Annotated in this window: 18 protein-coding genes and 2 pseudogenes; 7 read left to right on the top strand and 13 right to left on the bottom strand. The window is 68.8% G+C overall.

Translation table 11 applies throughout. The annotated features are described in order from the left end of the window. Positions 1–9: 9 nt before the first annotated feature. Positions 10–120: pseudogene (locus NGB36_RS34105) on the bottom strand (DUF1918 domain-containing protein); the annotation flags it as partial. A gap of 308 nt (positions 121–428) precedes the next feature. Between NGB36_RS34105 and NGB36_RS30815 the strand changes: the two are divergent. Then, positions 429–1,463: a lysylphosphatidylglycerol synthase transmembrane domain-containing protein gene (locus NGB36_RS30815; protein ID WP_255923895.1), complete on the top strand. Its 1,035-nt coding sequence runs from the start codon at positions 429–431 to the stop codon at positions 1,461–1,463. A 14-nt stretch (positions 1,464–1,477) separates the two neighbouring features. Here the strand turns inward: NGB36_RS30815 and NGB36_RS30810 are convergent, their stop codons facing one another. Next, complete coding sequence (locus NGB36_RS30810) at positions 1,478–1,957, bottom strand: universal stress protein (RefSeq protein ID WP_255923894.1); 480 nt, start codon at positions 1,955–1,957, stop codon at positions 1,478–1,480. A 192-nt stretch (positions 1,958–2,149) separates the two neighbouring features. On the opposite strand from NGB36_RS30810, the gene NGB36_RS30805 reads away from it, so the two are divergent. Together NGB36_RS30805 and NGB36_RS30800 are read left to right on the top strand one after the other, a co-directional pair. Next, a complete protein-coding gene (locus tag NGB36_RS30805; RefSeq protein ID WP_255923893.1) occupies positions 2,150–2,845 on the top strand; it encodes a CBS domain-containing protein in 696 nt (231 codons plus the stop codon). Positions 2,846–2,948: 103 nt separating this feature from the next. Further along, positions 2,949–3,314 carry a cyclic nucleotide-binding domain-containing protein gene (locus NGB36_RS30800; RefSeq protein ID WP_308288956.1) on the top strand — a complete coding sequence of 122 codons (366 nt, stop codon included), beginning with the start codon at positions 2,949–2,951 and terminating at the stop codon, positions 3,312–3,314. Between the two features lie 207 nt (positions 3,315–3,521). On the opposite strand, the gene NGB36_RS30795 is transcribed toward NGB36_RS30800, so the two are convergent. From NGB36_RS30795 to NGB36_RS30780, 4 genes are all read right to left on the bottom strand, one after another. Continuing rightward, positions 3,522–4,175 (bottom strand): helix-turn-helix domain-containing protein, encoded by a 654-nt coding sequence (locus NGB36_RS30795; RefSeq protein WP_255923892.1) that lies wholly within the window; start codon positions 4,173–4,175, stop codon positions 3,522–3,524. Positions 4,176–4,205: 30 nt separating this feature from the next. Beyond that, the gene (locus tag NGB36_RS30790) at positions 4,206–4,928 is read right to left on the bottom strand and encodes a CBS domain-containing protein (protein ID WP_255923891.1); all 723 of its coding nucleotides are present in this window, start codon (positions 4,926–4,928) and stop codon (positions 4,206–4,208) included. Positions 4,929–4,940: 12 nt separating this feature from the next. Next, the gene (locus NGB36_RS30785) at positions 4,941–6,011 is read right to left on the bottom strand and encodes a zinc-dependent alcohol dehydrogenase family protein (RefSeq protein ID WP_255923890.1); all 1,071 of its coding nucleotides are present in this window, start codon (positions 6,009–6,011) and stop codon (positions 4,941–4,943) included. A gap of 134 nt (positions 6,012–6,145) precedes the next feature. Next, the gene (locus tag NGB36_RS30780) at positions 6,146–7,006 is read right to left on the bottom strand and encodes a universal stress protein (protein WP_255923889.1); all 861 of its coding nucleotides are present in this window, start codon (positions 7,004–7,006) and stop codon (positions 6,146–6,148) included. Between the two features lie 507 nt (positions 7,007–7,513). Between NGB36_RS30780 and NGB36_RS30775 the strand changes: the two genes are divergently transcribed. Beyond that, complete coding sequence (locus tag NGB36_RS30775; RefSeq protein ID WP_255923888.1) at positions 7,514–7,684, top strand: hypothetical protein; 171 nt, start codon at positions 7,514–7,516, stop codon at positions 7,682–7,684. Positions 7,685–8,037: 353 nt separating this feature from the next. Next, entirely contained in the window at positions 8,038–10,851 is a 2,814-nt protein-coding gene (locus tag NGB36_RS30770; RefSeq protein ID WP_255923887.1) for a bifunctional acetate--CoA ligase family protein/GNAT family N-acetyltransferase, read from the top strand. Positions 10,852–10,903: 52 nt separating this feature from the next. Here the strand turns inward: NGB36_RS30770 and NGB36_RS30765 are convergent, their stop codons facing one another. From NGB36_RS30765 to NGB36_RS30750, 4 genes are all read right to left on the bottom strand, one after another. Continuing rightward, on the bottom strand, positions 10,904–11,212 hold the full coding sequence (locus NGB36_RS30765; RefSeq protein WP_255923886.1) for a sodium-independent anion transporter: 309 nt from the start codon (positions 11,210–11,212) through the stop codon (positions 10,904–10,906). Further along, a complete protein-coding gene (locus NGB36_RS30760; RefSeq protein ID WP_255923885.1) occupies positions 11,110–11,814 on the bottom strand; it encodes a SulP family inorganic anion transporter in 705 nt (234 codons plus the stop codon). The genes NGB36_RS30765 and NGB36_RS30760 overlap by 103 nt, the downstream gene beginning before the upstream one ends. Beyond that, entirely contained in the window at positions 11,711–12,601 is an 891-nt protein-coding gene (locus tag NGB36_RS30755; RefSeq protein ID WP_255923884.1) for a SulP family inorganic anion transporter, read from the bottom strand. Before NGB36_RS30755 ends, NGB36_RS30760 begins: the two co-directional genes overlap by 104 nt. Before the next feature lie 127 nt (positions 12,602–12,728). Further along, complete coding sequence (locus tag NGB36_RS30750) at positions 12,729–13,784, bottom strand: patatin-like phospholipase family protein (RefSeq protein WP_255923883.1); 1,056 nt, start codon at positions 13,782–13,784, stop codon at positions 12,729–12,731. Positions 13,785–14,675: 891 nt separating this feature from the next. On the opposite strand from NGB36_RS30750, the gene NGB36_RS30745 reads away from it, so the two are divergent. Further along, complete coding sequence (locus NGB36_RS30745) at positions 14,676–16,469, top strand: AMP-dependent synthetase/ligase (protein WP_255923882.1); 1,794 nt, start codon at positions 14,676–14,678, stop codon at positions 16,467–16,469. A 283-nt stretch (positions 16,470–16,752) separates the two neighbouring features. On the opposite strand, the gene NGB36_RS30740 is transcribed toward NGB36_RS30745, so the two are convergent. Beyond that, positions 16,753–17,766 carry a hypothetical protein gene (locus NGB36_RS30740; RefSeq protein WP_255923881.1) on the bottom strand — a complete coding sequence of 338 codons (1,014 nt, stop codon included), beginning with the start codon at positions 17,764–17,766 and terminating at the stop codon, positions 16,753–16,755. A gap of 447 nt (positions 17,767–18,213) precedes the next feature. On the opposite strand from NGB36_RS30740, the gene NGB36_RS33980 reads away from it, so the two are divergent. Further along, positions 18,214–18,561, top strand: a complete 348-nt coding sequence (locus tag NGB36_RS33980) for a universal stress protein (RefSeq protein ID WP_372509570.1) — start codon at positions 18,214–18,216, stop codon at positions 18,559–18,561. A gap of 58 nt (positions 18,562–18,619) precedes the next feature. Here the strand turns inward: NGB36_RS33980 and NGB36_RS33975 are convergent. Then, positions 18,620–18,963, bottom strand: a pseudogene (locus NGB36_RS33975) (universal stress protein); the annotation flags it as partial. A gap of 17 nt (positions 18,964–18,980) precedes the next feature. After that, positions 18,981–19,889, bottom strand: coding sequence for a class I fructose-bisphosphate aldolase (locus tag NGB36_RS30730; RefSeq protein ID WP_255923880.1), 909 nt, complete (start codon positions 19,887–19,889; stop codon positions 18,981–18,983). Positions 19,890–20,040: the final 151 nt, after the last annotated feature.

Below are 20,040 nucleotides of genomic sequence, written 5' to 3'. Positions count from 1 at the left end.
AGCCGTCCAATACGGCGGTGTGCCGTCCGCATGGTGGAGCCCCACGACCTCACCCTCACGGCGCAGCGTTCCGGTCGTCGGGCTTTCGACGATGACCAAGTCTCCGACAGCGGCCTTCATCGTCGGCCTCCCTTCACCGCTCCGATCCGGTATCAGGACACCCCAGGCGGCGGGCCTCCGCCAGAGCCGATGGGCCCCCGCCAGGGACTTTCGGCCCATGCCAGGGTCATCGGCACCGCCGGATGCTCGGTGGCGAGGGTGTCGGTCGCCTGCCCGCTTGGAGGAGGTCGGCCATGGGGGGACCGGAGGTGATCCGCACGACACCGTACCTCCGCCTCATTGCGAACCATCGTCGCGCGCGGACCGAGCCTCGGCCCCTGGAGGACGGAGGGCGGGTCGAAGCGGCCGCTGAGGCGGTGAAGGCGGGAGTGGAGGAGAGAACCTTCGGTCGGCGGCCCGGCTGGGGATGGTGGCTGGCCGCCGTCGTGCTGGTGGCGGGTGCCGTGCTCCTCGCCGTGTCCCATCGGCATGAGCTCGCCGCGGCGTTGGGGCTACTCGCCAGGGTGCGGCCGGACAGGCTGGTGGTGCCCGCGCTCTGTGAGGCGGGGTCCCTGGTGTGCTTCGCTGCGGTGCAGCGCCGGCTACTGCGAGCGGGCGGAGCAGCCTTCGGCTTGCGGTTCATGACCTGCCTGGCGGTTGCCGCCAACGCAGTGGCGGGGGCGTTGTCGGGCGGGGCGGCATTTTCCGCGGCCTGGCTCTATCGACAGCTGCGCCGCCGCGAGGTAAGGCAGACGCTTGCCGCCGCGGTGCTGGTGGTCGCCGGGGTGCTGTCCGCCGTCAGCCTCGGTCTGCTGCTGGTGCTCGGGGCGCTGGCGGCCGGGCTCGGCGGGCCCGGAGCCGTGCTGCGGCCGCTGATCGGGTTGCTCGTCCTAGCCTTGGCTGCCGGGCTTGCCGTCCTGGTCCTGTCCCGGTTCGAGGGCTTCCGGGACGGCATGTGGCAGGTATGGACGTGGGCCGGGCAACGATCTCGCAGGCTTGATCAGGCTGAAGAGGCGCTGACGAGGCTGATGCAGGAGGCGCGAGCATTGCAGCCGGGACTGCACCGCTGGCTGCACCCGTTCGGGCTGGCCCTGCTCAACTGGGTGCTGGACGCCGCATGTCTCGCCGCGAGCCTGTGGGCTCTGGGCATTGGCGTGCCGTGGCGCGGCCTCCTGCTGGCGTACGGGCTGACACAGATACCCGGCAGCCTGCGGCTCACCCCGGGAAGCATCGGGATCGTGGAAACCGGGCTCGCCGCGCTGCTGGTCTTCTACGGCCTGCGCGCGGATCAGGCCATTGCCGCGACCCTGCTGTACCGGATCTTCAGCTACTGGCTGCTGCAGCCGCTCGGCTGGGCCACGTGGCTAGCCGTGACCTTGCATGCCGGACGGGCGCCTGTTGCGCAAGGTCGCGGTTCCAGATAGCCGGTGCGGACTCCTTACGCAGCGCGTCCATGAGCGCCTTGGCCGCGGATGACAACCACCGGGCAGGGGGCGTGCTGAACACAGTGCTGACCGACCGAACCCAGCAGTGCCTCGGCGAACCCACCGTGCCCGCGGTTCCCCACCACCAGCAACTCCGCCCCGCGCGCGGCCTCCAACAGCACGGCTGCCGCATTGCCCCGCGCGACCCGCGTGCGGATACTGTTCCGGCCTCCGGTGCCGACGACCTCGTCGATCGCTCGCGTAAGGATCACCTCGGCGGTGCCTTCGTAGTCGAACAGCTCGTCTGCTCCTGCCGTGGGAGGAGTCCAGCCGTATCCGTACCGCAAGTACGGGAACTCCCACGCGATCACGGCCTCGACCACTCCACTGGTCAGCTCAGCATGCCGTAGCGCCCACCGCAGAGCAGCCTTCGACGGCTCGGAGCCATCGACGCCCACCACGATCCGCGGGACCGTCGCCTCCTGGTCGGCCATCGCACGTCGCCCCTTTCGCGATCCCCTCGCTTCCAGGTTTCCGGCAGTGGCCGCCGCTGGCCAGTCGGGCCCGACGGGGTCCTGGGCGGTTCGGCCTCAGCGCGGGCCGAAAGACCCATAGGCAGAGGGGGCCCGTCGCCTGACGCTGGCCGTGAAGGATCTCTCCCCTGATTCGCTGAGATGAGGCCCACCATGCCGCACAGCCCGCATATCGTCAGCGACGTGATGACGCAGACCGTCGTCGCCGTCGGCCCCAACGCCTCGTTCAAGGAGATCGTGCGGACGATGGAGCAGTGGAAGGTCAGTGCGCTGCCCGTGCTGGAGGGCGAGGGCCGCGTGATCGGTGTGGTCTCCGAGGCCGACCTGCTGCCGAAGCAGGAGTTCCGCGACAGCGACCCCTCCCGCATAGAGCAGACCGCCCGCCTCGCCGACCTCGCCAAGGCGGGGGCGACCACCGCCGAAGAGCTGATGTCCACCCCTGCGCTGACCGTGCATGCCGACGCCACGCTCGCCCAGGCCGCGCGGGTCATGGCGCACGGCCGCATCAAGCGGCTGCCGGTGATCGACGCCGAGGGGCACCTGGCCGGGGTTGTCAGCCGCAGCGACCTACTGAAGGTCTTCCTCCGCACCGACCTGGACATCGAAGACGAGGTCCGCCGCGACGTGATCGGGCTGCTCTTCCCCAACCTCTCGCCGCCGCCGGAGGTGACGGTGGACGAAGGCGCGGTCACGCTGCGCGGCCACATCCCCGACCCCGCGCTGATCCCCATCGCCGCGCGCCTCACCCGCGCGGTGGAGGGCGTCGTGGACGTCGAATGCCGCCTGACCGCCACCCGTCGGCAGCAGTGGCGCCCGGAGACCCTCGGCCAGGAAGGACGACCGTCATGACCGGCCCCGGCACCGCCCTGGGCAGCGGCTTCTTTCACACCCTCCCGGACGACAAACGGCAAGCCCTCATCAGGCTCGGTCATGAGGTGAGCTTCGCCAGCGCCTGCGGATCTTTGAAGAGCACGATAGGGCGGACCGCTTCTGGGTTCTGCGCTCCGGCCGGGTCGCACTCGACATGCACGTCCCCGGACGCCGAGCCGCCGATGTCGAGGTGCTCGGCAGCGGCTATCTGCTCGGCTGGTCCTGGCTGTTCCCGCCGCATGTGTGGCACCTGGGCGCGCGGGCGCTGACCGAGGTGGCGGCCGACGAGTTCGACGCCAACGCGGTCCGCGCGCTGTGCACGGAAGACCCCGAACTCGGGCAAGCGGTCGCACTCGGTGTTGCAGCGGTCATCGGACGCCGCCTGATGGCCGCGCGTACCCGGCTGCTGGACCTGTACGCCCCATACTGCAGCGGCACCCGCTTCTGACACGTTCCGAAGACCAGTGGTCCCGCCGGACGCAGCGTAGACGAGGAGGCTGTGTGACGCACGCGGTGAACAAGGCACGAGGCAGACCGTCGACCGTCCTGCCGCGAGGGCGGTCTTGAACGGTGCGTCAAGGCCGACACTTATCGGCGTGCTCGTCATAACCTCCTCAACCGTCCGATGCATCAGCATCGCCAAGCCCTCCTTCCGTCAGCTGTCGTGAGCGGTGCCGGTGAGGATCCGCCGTCCGGTGACCTTCAGCGGTTCGATGCGCACCCATACCTCGCGCTCTCCGCCGGCCCATGGCTTGGAGTAGGCGCGTTCGTCCAGCTGTCGTGACACCGCGGGATCGCTGATGCGCTCCGCCTCACCTACGAGGAGCACACTCCAACCCTGGCTGAGTGCTTCATCGAAGTGATCGACCTCGAAGGCCACTTCGCGCCCGGCTGCCGCTGCGGGCAGGCTGCCGGGAGCGGTTCTGAAGACGATGGCGCCGTCGACGACCGCATAGTTGACCGGGAGGATCGCGGGGCCGTCGGCGGTGGTCACCGCCACCCTGCCGAGCCCATGGGTAGAGATTCGGGTGAGACATTCGTCGCGGTCCATCGCTTCAAGCCGCGGGTGGTAGGCCGCCCTGCCGGTGCCGGGTGGCAGATCGACGCCGCCGCCGAGGAGTTCGGAGGCCGTGGTGTCCAATGCGCCGGCGAGTTGCAGCAGTCCGTGCATGTCGAAGTCGGCCGGTTGCTCCTCGACGTAGCGCAGGTAGCTGTCGGACATGCCGGCGCGTTCGGCCGTCTCCTGGCGGGTCAGGCCGAGTTGCCGGCGCCGCTCGGCGATTCGTCGGCCGATGTCACCTGGATTCACCCGCCGCGTCGCCTTGCCGTTCATTGCCTGTCACGTCCCGGTGGTTTCGGTGCCGACGGAGGCGTACGTGCTGGTATCGGCGAGGTCGTCGTGTTCGGAGTGCAGGTGGTGCTCGACGTGTACGACGCCGTCCACGCTCTGGCACAGCCCGACCAGCATCGGGACCAGACTTGCGCGCGCGACACTTCCGGTGAGCACGACCATGCCGTTGTCGACATCGACGCGGACCGCGGACGGCGACTCCCGCATCGTCCGGATCAGGACGTCCTTGATGATCTCGTCGCGGATGGCGCTGTCCCGGCGTAGGAAGACACGCATCAGGTCGCCGCGGCTGACGATGCCCACCAGTCGGCCCGCCTCGTCGACGACCGGCAGCCGTTTGACGCTGCGGTCCAGCATCACCCGAGCGGCCTCGGTCACGTTCCACTCCGGCCGCGCGCACACCACGGGGCTCGACATCAGTTCCTGCGCGGTCGTCGCCTCGCGCTTGGTGCGCCTGTGGTCCGGGTTGGTGCGCCTGTGGGCCGGCCGCGCCGGAGCGTCGCTGCGACCCGAGGGATCCGGCCGATCAGCTTGGCTGCGGAGCAGGTCGGCCTCGGAGACGATGCCCACCGGCTGGTCGCCCGGGTCCACCACGGGAACGGCCGTAATGGCGTGCTCGTCGAGCAGCGCGGCGATCTGCTGGAACGGGGTGTCGCGGTGCACTCGTACCACCATGTGCGTCATGAGGTCTGCGACTGTTCGGTGATTCATGATCCTTACCTCTCACGGCTGCGGGAGCAGCAATTCATGGCTTGGCTCCCGGTGGAGTGCGACTTTCAGCGCTGCTGTGTCGGCCGGGTGGGAGAAGACGTCGTAGGCATCCTGGATCCGGTCGAACGCGAAGGCGTGGGTGACCAATGGGGAGACCTGTAGCCGTCCTGCGGCCACCATGTGCAGCAGGTCGGGCGTGGAGTAGGTGTCGACGAGTCCGGTGGTGATGGTCACGTCCTTGATCCAGAGGTCTTCCAGGTGCAGCGTCGCCGGCTTGCCGTGCACGCCGATGTTGGCGACATGCCCCCCGGGACGGACCACGCGCGTGCACAGTCCGAAGCTCTCCGGCCGTCCGACGGCCTCGATGGCCACATCCGCGCCGAGGCCGTCGGTCAGGTCGTCGATCAGCCGCTCCGGTTCCTGGGCGGCGTGGGCCAGGACGTCGGCCCCGAGCTGCTTGGCCGCCTCCAGCCGGGCGGGGGCCAGATCCACCGCGACGATCCTGCCCGGCGAGTACAGCTGCGCCGTCAGGATCGTGGCGAGGCCGATGGGCCCGGCACCGACCACGACGACGGTGTCCCCGGGCCGTACGCCGCCGCCCAGCACCCCCACCTCGTAGGCGGTGGGCAGGAGGTCGGCCAGCAGCACCGCGGCGTCATCCTGCGTCCCTGCGGTGAGCGGATACGTGGAGGTGTCCGCGAACGGCACGCGAACGTACTCGGCCTGCGTTCCGTTGATCAGATGTCCGAGGATCCACCCTCCGCCGCCGAGGCACTGGCCGTAGGTGGCTGTACGGCAGAAGCGGCAGCGGCCGCAGGCCGAGATGCACGAGACCAGCACGCGGTCCCCGGGACGGACGGTGCGCACATCGCTCCCGGCCTCGACCACCTCGCCCACGGCTTCGTGACCGAGCACGGTTCCCGGCCTGACCTCGGGCACATCCCCTCCCAGAATGTGCAGGTCCGTGTCACAGATCGTCGTCGTGTCCACGCGCACGATCGCGTCGCCCGGATCCTCGATCTCCGGATCGGGCACAGAATCCCAAGCCGACTTTCCCGGTCCCTGATAGACCAGCGCTCGCATACCGTTCACCTCCGCCGCTGCCGGCCACTGCTCCCACGGTGGCCCGGGCGGGGCAGCGGGCATAGGGACGGCCGGGACCTGACCGTGGACCCAAGGTCCCTGCTCGGTGCGCGGCACGAGGCAGGCGGGCCCGGTCAGGGATGGGGAACGATGGCGACCGGGCACGGCGCGTGGTGTACCACCGCATGGGCGACGGCACCCAGGTGCGTACCCAACCGCGCCGGCTCGGTGCGGCGTCCGACGATCAGCAGTGCGGCCCCGGAGGCTGCCTGTATCAGGTGATGCGCCGGCCGTTCGGGGACGAGCTGCTCGTACACCGCGATCGACGGATGCTTCTCGCGCCACGGCCGCAGTGCCGCGGCGAGCCCCGCCCGCTCCTGCCCGCCCAGGGCGCCGACGTCCACTTCCTTGGGCAGGTAGCCGTAGCTGGGCGGCGAGTGCCAGGCGTGCAGGGCGCGCACCGGCACCTGGTGTGCCGCGGCAAAGTCGAAGGCGAACTCCAGCAGGGGTTCGCAGGGCTGACCGAGGTCGACGCCGACGACCACTTCACCCACCGCTTCCGCCGTCTCATGCCCGGTGGTGGCGCGCACCAGGACGACGGGACGCACCGCCCGCGCCACGACCGCCAGTGAGACGGAGCCCGCGAGAAAGCCTGCGATGGTGCCCAGGCCGCGCGACCCGAGCGCGAGCACTTCGGATTCCTCGGCCGTTTCGAGCAGCGTCGGGATCGGGAGGTTCTCGATCTGCTCGACGGTGGTCTTCAGCTGCGGGTGGCGGGACTCGATGTCCTTGGCCACCTCGCCCATCATGCGCTCTGGCCAGTGCTGGTCGAAGCCGGGCTCTGCAGGCGTCGGCGGCAGATGCTTCGGCAGCCACTCCCAGGCATAGACCAGCCGCAGCGGCACGCCACGCAGCCGTGCCTCGCGGGCCGCCCAGTGCGCAGCGGCGACGCTCTCGGGAGAACCGTTCAGACCCACGGAAACGGGACGGACCATCGGGATGCACCTCCAGGTCGTGCACGGGGAACCCACCACCCCCGGTCTCCAGAGTGACGCACGGCGCGCATGCCGGCCTCGGCGAAGCCGTTGAGTGTGATGTTCGGTGCGCCTCCGGGTCGGCGAACCACGCCTTGCCGACATCGGCCTCTCTTACGATCGCCGACAGGTAAGACTCCAAGGAATTCGTACATCTGGGCGTCGTCGACTACGGCCGGACGGGCTGCGGCATCGCCGAAGTCGGCGCCAACTCCAGGTTGCACGTGTTCGTCGCCGAAGACGGCGACGCCGAAATGGCGGCGCCTGCTGCGACGGCAATCGCGGCGCGGCACCGGGAGAGCTTTCTGCGGGCCGTGAGCGGGCCTCCCTCCCTCTGAGCGCCCGCACCGGTGTCTCGTGCGTTGGGGACGTTCGTCCCCGCTCTGGTCCGTTCCGGACCTTGCCGCGGCGAGCCGGGGCGGGGTTGAGCTGGCGATATCGAAAGGCGGCAGCGGGCGGGAGGCGACCGTGACCGAGCGCAGATTCCATGCTGTGGTGGCGGAGGCGCGGCGCACGGTACCGGGACGCGAATGGCGACCCGACGAGGAGCACCGCTACGAGACGCTGGTGCGCCCCATCGGAGCGGTCGCCACGGTCTCCGCGGTTCGGACGGTCGAGCAGCTGACCCCACGCTGCTAGGCGCCCGCGCCACACGAGGCGCGGCACCAGCCTAAGGGCACGGGACGGCCGACCTGCAGGTGCGCGGTGTGAAGGACGCACCGACGGTCTCTATCCGCGGCGACATGCCCTTCCTGGACATCGCCCGGACCCCCGCCCGCAAACGCCGGGGTTCGGTTCCGGTGGTGGATGTCGAACGCGCCCATCCGACCGGCTGCAGCCCGGACGAGAAGCGCCTATGCGGTGAGGCCCCTGGCGAGCCACCCTGGATAGTGCGCCCGGTCCCATCCTGGGCCAGCATTTTCGAGTGGACCATGGTTCATGATTGATCACCTTTCGCACCCGATGGCAATGACCGCGCCGGAGACGACCACATGAGCGCCGTGACCACATCCAGGCGCTCGTATGCTCTGCTCGCAGACGGTACGACCATCGAGATCCGGCCCGTCGAGCCGGACGACCTGAAGATGGTTCGGCGCTTCAATCGGGCAATGTCGCCGGACAACCTCTACCTGCGTTTCTTCAGCATCAGCAGGCGGGCCGCCGAGCAGGAGGCACAACGCGTATGCCGCCCGCCCGACCCCGATCATGTCGCGCTGCTGGCCTGGCTGGGCGACCGGGTGGTCGGCATCGCCAGCTACGAACGGACTGCCACTGCAGGCGTTGCGGAGGTCGCCTTCGCGGTCGCCGATGACCTGCACGGGCACGGCATCGCCACCCTGCTGCTGGAACACCTGGTTTCCATCGGGCGGGCTCGGCATGTGGAAGCGTTCTGCGCGCAGACGCTGGCCGAAAACTCCGCCATGTTGCGGGTGTTCGCAGACGCCGGCCTGTCCGTTGAGCGCCGGCTCGAGGGCAATGTGGTCGAGGTGACGATGCCCATCCCCAAGGTCGCCGCCTTGACCGAGGCGGATGCATACCTGGATGCGGTGTCGCGCCGGGAGAGCCTCGCAGACATCGAGAGCCTGCGGCCGCTGCTGCGGCCGGTGTCGGTGGTTGTGGTCGGCGCCAGCCGTCGGCCTGGCACGGTCGGCCGCTCGATCCTGCACAACATCATCAGCGGCGGCTACTCGGGCCGCGTGTACGCGGTGAATCCGCACGCGAAGAGACTGGGTGCGATCCGCTGCCTGCCGTCGGTCGCCGATCTTCCCGAACCTGTTGATCTGGCGGTTGTCGCGGTGCCGCCGGCCTCGGTGCCCGGCGTCGCGGAGGAGTGCGGCAGGCGTGGCGTCCGCGGCCTCGTGGTGATCACTTCCGCGCTGGACGCCAGGCAGGGCGAGGAGCTGCTGACTGCCTGCCGACGGCACAGCATGCGTCTGGTCGGCCCGAACTGCTTCGGCATCGCCGTACCGGGAATCAGCCTGGACGCCACCTTCGCGGCCGCCCACCCCGCCCCGGGCGTGGCCGGGCTGGTCATGCAGTCTGGCGGACTGGGCTTCGCCATGCTCAACCACCTCTCCAGGATCGGTATCGGCGTCTCGTCATTCGCCTCCGTCGGCAACAAGTACGACGTGTCCAGCAACGACCTGCTCACCTGGTGGGAGCAGGACGGACTGACACGGCTCGCCGTGCTGTATCTGGAATCGTTCGGCAGTCCGCGGAAGTTCGCGCGCACCGCGCGTCGCGTAGGCCGGACCATGCCCGTGCTCACCGTGTATGCGGCGCGCACCAAGGAAGCCCAACTGGCGGCAGCCTCGCACACCGCAGCAATCGCGACCCCGCTCACCAGCCGGGAGGCCCTGTTCGAGCAGGCCGGCCTCATCGCCACCGAGACCTTCGGGGAACTGCTGGATGCCGCCGCGCTGCTCGCCACTCAGCCGGTGCCGGCTGGACCACGCGTGGCCGTGGTCTCCAACGTCGGCGGCGCCGGGGTGCTGGCCGCGGATGCCTGCGTGCACTGCGGCCTGATCGTGCACACGCCATCGGATTCTGTTCAGCGGCGGCTGGGGAAAATCATCCCGCCCGGGGGTGCGCTCACCGGCCCGGTGGATACCACTGCGGCGATCACACCTGCGCGCTTCCGGCGCTGCCTGGAGTTGATCGCGGCAGACGACGGGGTGGACGCGATGCTCGCCCTCGTCCTTCCGACCGCGACGAATGACCTGCTCCCCGCGGTGTGCGCGGCCGACATCCGCATCCCGCTCGCCACGGTCGTGCTCGACCAGTCGGAGGGAGTGCGGCTCATTGCGCGCACCACCCGTGTTGCTGCCCGATCCACCCACCGCGCGCGGGATACACGGTCGGATAGGCCTGCAGTTGCTCCGCCGGCGGTAGCGAGCCGAGTGCCCGCCTACGCCTACCCGGAGAGTGCGGCGCGCGCCCTCGGGCACGCGGTCCGCTACGGGGCCTGGCTCGCACAGCCGTCCGAAGACGGGGAAGCGCTGCCCGATCTGCGCCAGGCCGACGCGCGGGAGTTGGTGGCCGGATTCCTCGGACGCGTGCCCGGCGGCGGATGGCTGCCGCCGCGGAAGACCGGCGAGCTGTTGGGCTGCTATCAGGTGCCGTTGGTGCCGAGCCCGGCAGCGACCAGCGAGGACGAGGCTGTCGCCATGGCTGACAAGTTGGGCGGACACGTCGTGCTCAAGGCGGATGTGCCAGGGGTGCTGCACAAGAGGGCTGCCGGCGCCGTCGCGCTCGACCTGCGAGACAGCCAGGAGGTGCGCGCGGCCTACCGTCGATTCGACGACGTCTTTGGAGGCCTGCTCACAGGCGTGCTTGTCCAGCCCATGGTGACAGGCGGCACCGAAGTGATCATTGGCGTGATCCAGGACGCGCTATTCGGACCGCTGGTGATCTTTGGCCTCGGCGGTGTAGCGACGGAGGCGCTTGCCGACCATGCTGCCCGGCTCGCCCCACTGACCAGCGCCGACGCGAACGACCTGATCAATTCAACGCGCGCTGGAGCGCTGTTGCAGGGCCAACGGGGGACCCCCGCGGCCGATGTCGCGGCGCTACGGGAGACGTTGCTGAGGATCTCGCGACTCGCCGATGATCTACCGCAGGTCGCGGAGCTCGACCTCAACCCGGTCATTGCACGCCCGGACGGGGTGTTCACGGTGGACGCACGGATCCGGGTGACCAGCCGAGAGACGGCCGACCCGTTCCTGCGGCAGTTGCGCAACCCGAGCCATACCGGCCCGCCGCAGCAGAATCCGCACCAAATACCCGGTCTGAAAGCCGATTTGTGAACGTCGGCTGGTCTGGACCAGGCGCATGAGCTGCCGTGACGAGGAATCACGCTCAAGTCTCCTCTGGTCGCATCGCGGTGACCGCTTCGTTTACCGATGCGAAAAAACGGGTCTCCCCGATGCGCGCGAGCAGGCCGGCCCGGGCGAGGCTTCTTCGTACGCGTTCTCCCACGCGGGCGATGGCCACCATGATGTGGCGTCGGTCGAGTTCGTCCAGCACCTGGCGCAGCGAGCGCGCTCCGGTGAAGTCGATATCGCTCATGCCGATGGCGTCGAGCACAACCACGTGCGGAGTCCCGATGGTGCGGGCCAGCGCGGCGTCCAGCTGGGTACGGAAGTGGACCGCGTTTGCGTACCACAAGGCGTGGCATAGAGCACCACGAGGACCTCGGGCACCTGGGCGGCGTGCTCGGCACTGGACAGCGGTGCCCAGCTGGTGGTGCCCGGGATTCGGCCGAGGACGTGCAACTGGGGGCGGGCGCTCAGCCGGGTACGGTCCAGGATGGCCAAGCCGACCGCCACGCCGATGCCCTGCTCGACGCCCACCAGAGCCACCGTGAGCAAGGTGATCACAGCCAGCCCAGACTCGAACAGGTCGAAGCGCCCGATGGCCAGCAGCTCCCGGGTAGGGAACATCCGTGCGGCCACGGCGAGCAACACCGCTGCCAACGTGGCCAGCGGCACGTCCCTCAGCAGCCCGGCGTTGGGGATCAGGACCACCACCGCCGCCGCTGCGCCCAGCCCAGTGCCCTGCGAACGGCCGCCCGCCGCGGCGACCACCGCCGTCCGGGGAGGGCTGGCATTGACGGGGAAGGAACCTGTCAGCCCCGCGGCCACGCCGGCTCCCACGCCGAGGAAGTCACGGCTGACATTCACCGCGTAACCGCCTGCGTCTGCGAACGCGCGCGTAGTCGCGGCGGACTGGCTGATCACCACAAGGGAGACGACCCCGGCAACCGGCACGACGCTTCGGATCGCGGACCACGACAGCCCCGCCAAGCCGAAGCGAGGGGCACGGTGGGGCGAAGGCGCCGAGCACCTCCACTCCATGGGCCCGAAGACCCATCGCTGCCACGACGACCGTGGAACCGATCAGCCCCACCAACGCGCCGGGAAGACGCCGGTCCATCAGCTCAGCGCCCACCACTGCCCCCAGCACGACCAGCCCGATGCCCAAGGACCACCCGTTCACGTCCGGCAGGCGGCTCGCGATGACCCAGATACGGTGCACGGTGGTGCCTCCCGGCGCAGGAGGCCCCAGCAGATCGGGCAGCTGATGGACCACGATGATCACGGCTACACCGGCAAGGAACCCGGAGATGATCGGCGCAGAGGGGAATTCGGCGATCCACCCCAGACGCAGCAAGCCGACTATAGCCACCATGGTCCCGACCGCCACCACTAGGATCCCGACCAGGTCGACATAGCGGGCCGACCCGGTCGGGGCCAGATGCGCGACCGCTACGGCGAACAGCGGCGCGATAGTGGAATCAGCACCCACCGACATCTGCGGACTGGACCCGAGAAGTGCGAAGAACACAGAGCCCGCAACGAAAGCGTAGTAGCCGGTGATCGGCGGCATCCCAGCGAGATGCGACGTGGCCAACTGCTCCGGCACAGCGATCGCGAGCAGCATCACCGCAGCGAAAACATCGGCGCCAGCCCACCGCGACCGAAAGCCCCGCAACGACGAGAACAGCACCGACGCCACGGGGAGACGCCGCGCGCCACGCCTGCACTCACCAGCCATGGGCTTCATCATCACCCACCGAGGCCTCGCCGGCCTCTTCAGCGCGCACAAGCGAGGGCGACGGCGCATCGCGCGCCGCCGCCGGGATCTCATCCGGGCACGTCGGCTGCGTGCAAGGACGGCCTTCTCATGCGACGGTACCCGGGTCGCGCGTGCCTCGCACGCCCGGCCCAGACTCCGAGGCTGCCCTCTCCAGCCGGGGTTTGCGGAGAGCTGCAGCGGTGGTCCGCAGCGATGTCTCCAGGACCGACAGCCGGCGCTGCGGGTCCATCAGATTGGCGCCCATGGCGGCCAGATCCTCCGGCCCCGGCACGATCATCCGTACCCGGGCACCCGCCTGCCGCACAAGTTGCGCCTCATGCAGCAGGCGCCAGGTCGCGATGCGCCGCAGCTGACGCTCCACCTGCGCGGGGACGCTTCGCGGGTGGTCCATGTGCCGCACGCATGTCGGCGCCAGCACGAACACTTCGTCCAACCCTTCCCCGGCCACCAGGTCAAGGTTCGTGTCCGACCACGCACAGCCGTCCACAAAGCGGCGCCCGCCGATCTCCACCGGTGCGAACCAGGCAGGCAGGGCGCACGAGGCTGTCACCGCGGATGCAAGGTCGGTACAGGGAGCATCCGGGGCTCCGAACAGCACGCGCACGCCGCGGTCGAGATCCACCGCGACCACGCGCAACGCCGGGTTGTGAGTCCAACGATCGCCCATCTCAAGCTGCCGGAACAGGTCGCGAACACCGTTCAGGTTTCCCTGCCCGGGCGGTGCACAGGCTGCGAGCAGCATCGTGAAAGGCATCCGGTGCGGGTGCCTGACCGCATCGCACAGCATTTTCAGCGAGCCGATCCCCGGCCTGGGGATCCGCGGCAGCGCGCCACCGACCCACGTGTCGTAGTCCACACGGATCCCGGACTGCGCCGTGTCGCCGCGCTGATGGCTGAGGATGTCACGCGGGCGCGCCCCCAGCGCCACCAGCGACCCCACGATGGCACCGGCGGACGTACCCAAGATGATGTCTGCGCTGCGCGGATCCCATCCCCAGGCGTCCTCCAGCACACACAGCGCACCGATCGTCCACGCAGCGCCCAGGGATCCACCGCCGCCGAGTACCAAGCCCCTGCGCACACCGGAAGCGGACGTGCCCGAGCCTGAGCGATCGTCGTGACCCGCCGACTGTGCCGTCATGTGCAGCCGCCGCCTTTCCGTCACGGCCGTCGGCCGGCGTTCAACCCGCCGACCGTCGCATAAGACAAGAACACAACATGGCGTATGAAACTTCCAGGGATGAACGTCCCTGCCCTCGGTGCCGCACGGCCCACACCTGCTGCGGCGGTGCCAGTGCACGCTGGAGGCACTCTGGCGTCGAGGAGGGCAGTCATCGTGCCGAATCTGGGAGTCGCAATCGCGCGGCAATAACAACGCGGGGTGCTCATTCCGACTCGGCCGGCTGCACGGGGTGCGCGACCCTGGTATCCGCTTCATGATCCCGCTGGTGGACCGGATGTGGAAAGTCACGCTCCGTACTCACCCTGCCTACCCCGTCGCAGCACAGGTCCCGGGGCCTTGTGACGCATGGGCCGAACGACCCATTGACGTTGCCCGTCAGGCCCTGTAAATGCGCAGGCCGGTGGAGTCTACTGAAAGTGACGAGGAGGACGGAACGCGAGGTGCGGAGCAGCGGATAGCCGAGGCTAGGAGCGCACGTGCAAGCTGAACACCCCAACAAGAGGGTCGTCCTCCCCGCCGTTTGCTCCCAAACCTCCTGGCGCCGGGGCAGTCGGTACTCCGGGCCAGGAGGTTTGGACGCCTTTTTCGCCGTACCACCGCTCGTCCTGCTTCGTCGGACAGCGGCCTTTGCGCCCAACAAGCGAGCGCAGGCCGACGGACATCACCGTGGGTAGGTCGGCCCTCAGCCGGGGACGGCCGGGCCCTCTTCATCAGGACGTGCAGCGCGCATGCTGAACCAATAATCCAGGCCGTATCCGCGGGTTACGCTCTGTGTCCCCGGAGCCCCAGCCGATCTTGATCACGAACGCAGCCAGCGACGCATCCGGCCGCCGACAAGGAGTACAAACCGTGCGTGAGTTTACCCTTGCGGCTCGGTACGAGGTTCCCGCGAACGGCAACCTCACGGATCTCATCCACCGCAACGCCACTCAGTATCCCGAGGTTGCCGTGCTGGCCCGCAAGATGGCCGGAATATGGCAGGACGTCACCGCCGCCGCCTTCCTGGCGGAAGTGCGGGCCGCCGCCAAGGGGCTGATCGCCTTGGGCGTAGCCCCCGGGGACCGCGTCGGGGTCATGTCCTGCACCCGGTACGAGTGGACGCTGCTCGACTTCGCGATCTGGAGCGCGGGAGCCGTCTCGGTCCCTATCTACGAGACATCCTCCGCCGAGCAGGTGCAGTGGGTGCTCGCCGATTCGGGCGCGGTGGCGTGCGTCGTGGAACGCGCCGCGCACGAGTCCGCCGTGGAGGCCGTTCGCGAAAGCCTTCCTTGCCTGAAGCAGACGTGGCAGATCGACGCGGGTGCGGTCGAGACACTGTTGTCAGTAGGCAGAGATGTCTGCGACACAGCGGTCGACGAGCGTACCGCGACCACCTTGCCAAACTCCCCCGCAACCATCGTCTATACCTCGGGCACCACAGGACGCCCCAAGGGGTGCCTGCTGACCCACCGTGCGTTCCTTGCCGAGTGCGGCAACATCGTCGAGCGGATGAGACCGCTGTTCGAAACCGGCGAGTCCTCCCTGCTGCTGTTCCTGCCGCTCGCGCACATCTTCGCCCGCATGGTCGAAGTGGTCTGCACAATGGCGCCAATCAAGCTCGGACACGTCGGTGACGTGAAGCGCCTCACCGACGAACTGGCAGCGTTCCAGCCCACCTTGCTACTCGGCGTGCCGCGGGTCTTCGAGAAGATCTACAACTTCGCACGGGAGCAAGCACAGGCAGGCGGCAAGGGCAAGATCTTCGATCAGGCGGCCGACGCAGCGACCGAATACAGCCGAGCCCTGGACACCGAGACCGGACCAAACCTGTCCCTGAATCTCCGGCACAAAGTCTTCGACCGGCTCGTCTACCGCAAGCTTCGCGCGGCCCTCGGCGGCCGCGCCACGCACGCCATCTCCGGCGGCGCACCGCTCGGCGAACGGCTCGGCCACTTCTACCGGGGCATCGGCTTCACGGTGCTGGAGGGCTACGGCCTCACCGAGTCCTGTGCGGCGACGGCCTTCAACCCGTGGGACCGCACGAAGATCGGCACGGTGGGGCAGCCGCTGCCGGGCAGCGTGGTGCGGATCGCCGACGACGGCGAGGTGTTGCTCCACGGCGAGCACCTGTTCAGCGGCTACTGGAACAACGAGGAAGCGACTGCGGCCGCGCTCGCACAGGGTTGGTTCCACACTGGGGACATCGGCGCGCTGGACGAGAACGGGTACCTGACCATCACCGGCCGCAAGAAGGAGATCATCGTTACGGCGGGCGGCAAGAACGTCGCCCCCTCGGTCATCGAGGACCGCATCCGCGCGCACACGCTTGTCGCCGAGTGCATGGTCGTCGGCGACAACAGGCCATTCATCGGCGCTCTGGTGACCTTGGATCGAGAGTTCCTGTCCCGCTGGGCCGAGCGGCACGGCAAGCCTGCCGATACCCCGGTGGGGCAGCTGCGGAACGACCCAGAACTGCTTGCCGAGATCCAGCGAGCAGTCGATGACGGCAACGCGGCAGTCTCACACGCCGAGGCTGTCAAGAAGTTCCGCATCCTTGATACGCAGTTCACCCAAGAATCCGGATACTTGACGCCGTCGCTGAAGCTGAGACGGCACACGGTGGTCAAGGATTTCTCGGACGAAATCAGTGCGATATACACATAACGCCCTGTTCTCACCCCACCTCGCCCTCCATCGACACAATCGGCCCGACATCTACAGCGCCGAGGACAAGCAGCGCGCGCAGGTCGCGATCACGACGGTCTGCCAGCTGTACGAGCGAAACTCCCCAAAGCCGTCAAGAAGTTCATCGACAACGGCGCGCTGCTGGCGTTCTACGTCTTCCCTGCCGAACACCGGATCCCCCTGCGGACCACGAATCACCGGCGCACGGCCGCGAGCACCGCGTAGGCCAGTTCCTCGACGGACCGAATACGGCAACCGTGATTCACGCGCCGGCGCGCTCAGCAGCGGCCGTAAGGACGGTGGAGCGCCCTCGGTGACTCGTTTCGTAGTCCAAAGCCTGCTGCGCGAGGTCACTGCCCGCATGGCGCAGCCGGGCACGGATCTCGTCCGCCCGCATGCGGTCGTAATCGGGCCACGGCTCGGGGCCTTGCAGGTCCACGGTCCGGTTCAGGATCGTCACCCGGCCCGCGTGAGCTCGTTCGTACGCGTCCACCACCGCCAGATCCTCCTGGGACAGCTGCGGCAGCACCTCCGTGATCTGATAGGCGGCCAGCTGACCGTAATCGGCGATCGGCAGCTCCGCCTCCGCCGCCACAGCGTGCCGACGCCCGCCCCGCACCTGGCCTGCCACGCCCGCCGTCACCTTCCCGGCCACCTGCCACAGGCCCTCGGCCATCCCCCACCTCCGGGTCACACCGCCAAGGACCGAACCCACCCTCCCGGCTCCCCCTCCACGTCCCGAACTCATGGCGGCCTGAACCACCACCGCCCCGGCCTGCTGGTCGAGGCCCTCTTCGAGCTCCATCAGCAGCTCCTCGTCATCAAGGCGGATGGAGCGCAACAACCTCAAGCTCAGAGCATCGTCGGCATCATCGGCAATGCGCTCCCCGGCCCGCTCGGTGGCCACGGCAAAGGCCGTGACCGCATACTCCTCCTCGGCGTTCTTCAGCAACGTGTGCATATCGGCGGTGCTGCGCAACGCCGCGGCCGGGACCCCCACCACGACATCGAACGGCATCCGGACAACGGCAGCGGTCACACGCCAAACACCCCCGAGGCTGGCAGACAACGGTCCACGGCGCTGCAACGCGCCCAGCCGCTCGTCGATGCGACGGATATGGCCCCGGGCGTCGCCAACGCGACGCTGCAAGGTATCGCGATACGGCCCTCGCGGCGTCACCGCTGTGTGCGTGGTGAACTTGTTGGCAATCGCGGTTTTGGCGTCGCGCACCTCATGAAGCGCGGGAACCAACGCCGGTGTCGTCATGGTCGTCACACGCCCTTCGTACAGGTCAGTTACGGGCAAGCCCCCCCCCAAAAAAGCGCGGGTGAAGGCCCCTCCCCCTCTCCTCAACCGTCCCCCGATGCGACCCATACCGCATCCCAGAACATCACGAGGACAAAGCCCGTAGCTCATCCACGATTCGACTTGTGTGCATCGGGTGCGGCGCGGAGGAACACGTTGGTGGCCGCGCCGGCCCCTGCCAGGGTCCGGCGCGCCGGACCGGCCTGGGGCCCGCACGGGGCGTGCTGCGACTGCATAGCGTGGCCGGACCACGGTGATTCGGCTGCCGGCGTCTCGCCTTCCGCAGATGGCGTGGATGACACCTGCTGTCGTCCCGTCGAGGACCAGGCGTACCGGCACCGACGCCTCGTGGTCGAGCGGTTTCATCCCGGGTGACCTACAGCCCTCGGGTGGTGTCGGCTGTGTTCCAGATCCACAATGGTCTTCTGGCTGGGCCGCGGGACCCGCTTCGGCGAGGTGACGTGCGAGGAGGCGCACCTGCGGCGTTCATGGCCGTGGAATGCCTGCCTGCCTTGGGGCGGAGGAGCGTACATGACCCGCTCTGTCGTGGTGGGGATCGACGGATCCCGGGACAGTCACGTTGCGGGCGAGTGGGCAGCGCAGGAGGCCGCCCTTCGAGGTCTCCCGCTCCGTCTCGTGCACGCCGCCCTGGCCCCCCGCCCGTGCTGCTGGCCACCCGGAAGGTGTAGACCAGGGCTGCTCGGGAGTGAGCCGAGCCGTCGACGGCGACGACGATGCGATGGTGGCCGGTGGTGGCGTGGTTGACGATGACCACGGGGCACGCGGAGTGTCCGACTTCCTGCACGGCGACCGACCCCAGCAGCAGGCCGGCGAAGCCGCCCATACCCTTGGCGCCGAGCACCACCGTGTGTGCATGCTTGGACTCGGCTAGCAGTACGGCTGCCGGGGAGCCCGAGGGCAGGTCGCAGGTCACCTCCAGGTCGGTGTGGGCCTCCCGTGCTATTGCGGTGGCCTCCACCACGCCCCGGTCGTGCTCGTGTGACCGGTAAGCGCGTGCTCCCGCAGACAGGCCGTACTCGTGTTCCTCGGGCGGACGTGGACGACGCGCAGTGTGCGGCCGTGGAGCACTGCCTCGTGGGCGGCCCATACCAGCGCACGCAGACTGCGCCCGGATCCGTCTACCCCGACGATGGTCGGATCAGCCATCGTTTCTCCCGTGGGGCTCAGACCTGGAGGGTTCCGGGCTGGGGGTATTTGGCGAGGATGTCTTGGAGATGGGCCACGAAGCGCAGCGATTCGTCGTGTTCACGCTGCCACACGTTGCGCCCGAAGATCAGACCTGTCGCTCCCGCCTCCATCGCCTGCCTCGCCTTCTCCAGCATCGCCTCGTCGCCTTGCTTCTCCCCTCCTGAGACCAACAGCAGGGTACGGTTCGCCGACCGCACCACAGCATCGATCGCCTGCTGCGGGGAGAACTCGCGCCGGTAGGCGTCCTTGACGCCGGATGTCTTCTCCGGGTGGGGGAAGTTGACCTTGACCATGTCGGCGCCCAGTTCGCTGGCGGTGCGGGCCGCGTAGTCGACGGCGTAGAAGGAGTCCCGGCCGCCCTTCGCTTCGATTGCGGCGCCGCGTGGATACGCCCACACGACCAGGGGCATGCCGAACCGCTGTGCATCTACCCGCACCTGCCGTAGCTGCCGGAAGTCGGTTTCCTGAGCGGGGCTGCCGACATATAGCGTGTAGCCGACGGCGTCGGCACCCAGACGGACCGCGTCCGCGACGGATGCCTGCAGTGGGGAGAGCGCCTCGGCGTCCGGGGGGATGTCGGTCTTGCCGTTCAGCTTCAGGACCAGGGGTACCTCGCCGGCGTAGTCCCAGTAGAACTTTTCGGCCAGCCCGATCTGGACGGCAATGCCGTTGAAGCCGCCTTCGATCGCGAGCCGGATGGTGTAGGCCGGGTCGCTGACGGCGGGGTTGTCGAAGAAGTCCCGCGGGCCGTGTTCCAGCCCGTGGTCGTACGGCAGGAACATCGCCGTGCCATTGCAAAGGCCGTGCTGGCGGAGAATCCGATTGAGGCGGGTCTTCTTGCCCGGGCCGAGCCCGGCACCATTGATGCCAGGTTGCGTTTTCATAGCCCAAGGGTCACCCACACCGCCGCAGGCGCGGCAGAGCCGATCGGCCCGGTCGGCAGGTCCGAAGGGCTATGTCGACTGCCGGGCCGGAAGCCGACCGCTGCGAGCGCTGATATTCAGCGGAGTCTCGACCGACCGCCCGTTGGCGACC

Source organism: Streptomyces humicola (genome assembly GCF_024436035.1).
Classification (GTDB): Bacteria; Actinomycetota; Actinomycetes; order Streptomycetales; family Streptomycetaceae; genus Streptantibioticus_B; species Streptantibioticus_B humicola.
The sequence above is the reverse complement of the archived record's forward strand: the minus strand, read 5'-3'. Positions and strand labels throughout refer to the sequence as shown.

What these genes read in the sequence shown, in the direction of transcription:
- NGB36_RS30810 (WP_255923894.1), bottom strand. Translation starts at nt 1,957, where the DNA reads ATGGCCGACCAGGAGGCGACGGTCCCGCGGATCGTGGTGGGCGTCGAT.
- NGB36_RS30805 (WP_255923893.1), top strand. Translation starts at nt 2,150, where the DNA reads ATGCCGCACAGCCCGCATATCGTCAGCGACGTGATGACGCAGACCGTC.
- NGB36_RS30790 (WP_255923891.1), bottom strand. Translation starts at nt 4,928, where the DNA reads ATGAATCACCGAACAGTCGCAGACCTCATGACGCACATGGTGGTACGA.
- NGB36_RS30785 (WP_255923890.1), bottom strand. Translation starts at nt 6,011, where the DNA reads ATGCGAGCGCTGGTCTATCAGGGACCGGGAAAGTCGGCTTGGGATTCT.
- NGB36_RS30780 (WP_255923889.1), bottom strand. Translation starts at nt 7,006, where the DNA reads ATGGTCCGTCCCGTTTCCGTGGGTCTGAACGGTTCTCCCGAGAGCGTC.
- NGB36_RS30770 (WP_255923887.1), top strand. Translation starts at nt 8,038, where the DNA reads ATGAGCGCCGTGACCACATCCAGGCGCTCGTATGCTCTGCTCGCAGAC.
- NGB36_RS30755 (WP_255923884.1), bottom strand. Translation starts at nt 12,601, where the DNA reads ATGGCTGGTGAGTGCAGGCGTGGCGCGCGGCGTCTCCCCGTGGCGTCG.
- NGB36_RS30750 (WP_255923883.1), bottom strand. Translation starts at nt 13,784, where the DNA reads ATGACGGCACAGTCGGCGGGTCACGACGATCGCTCAGGCTCGGGCACG.
- NGB36_RS33980 (WP_372509570.1), top strand. Translation starts at nt 18,214, where the DNA reads ATGGTCTTCTGGCTGGGCCGCGGGACCCGCTTCGGCGAGGTGACGTGC.
- NGB36_RS30730 (WP_255923880.1), bottom strand. Translation starts at nt 19,889, where the DNA reads ATGAAAACGCAACCTGGCATCAATGGTGCCGGGCTCGGCCCGGGCAAG.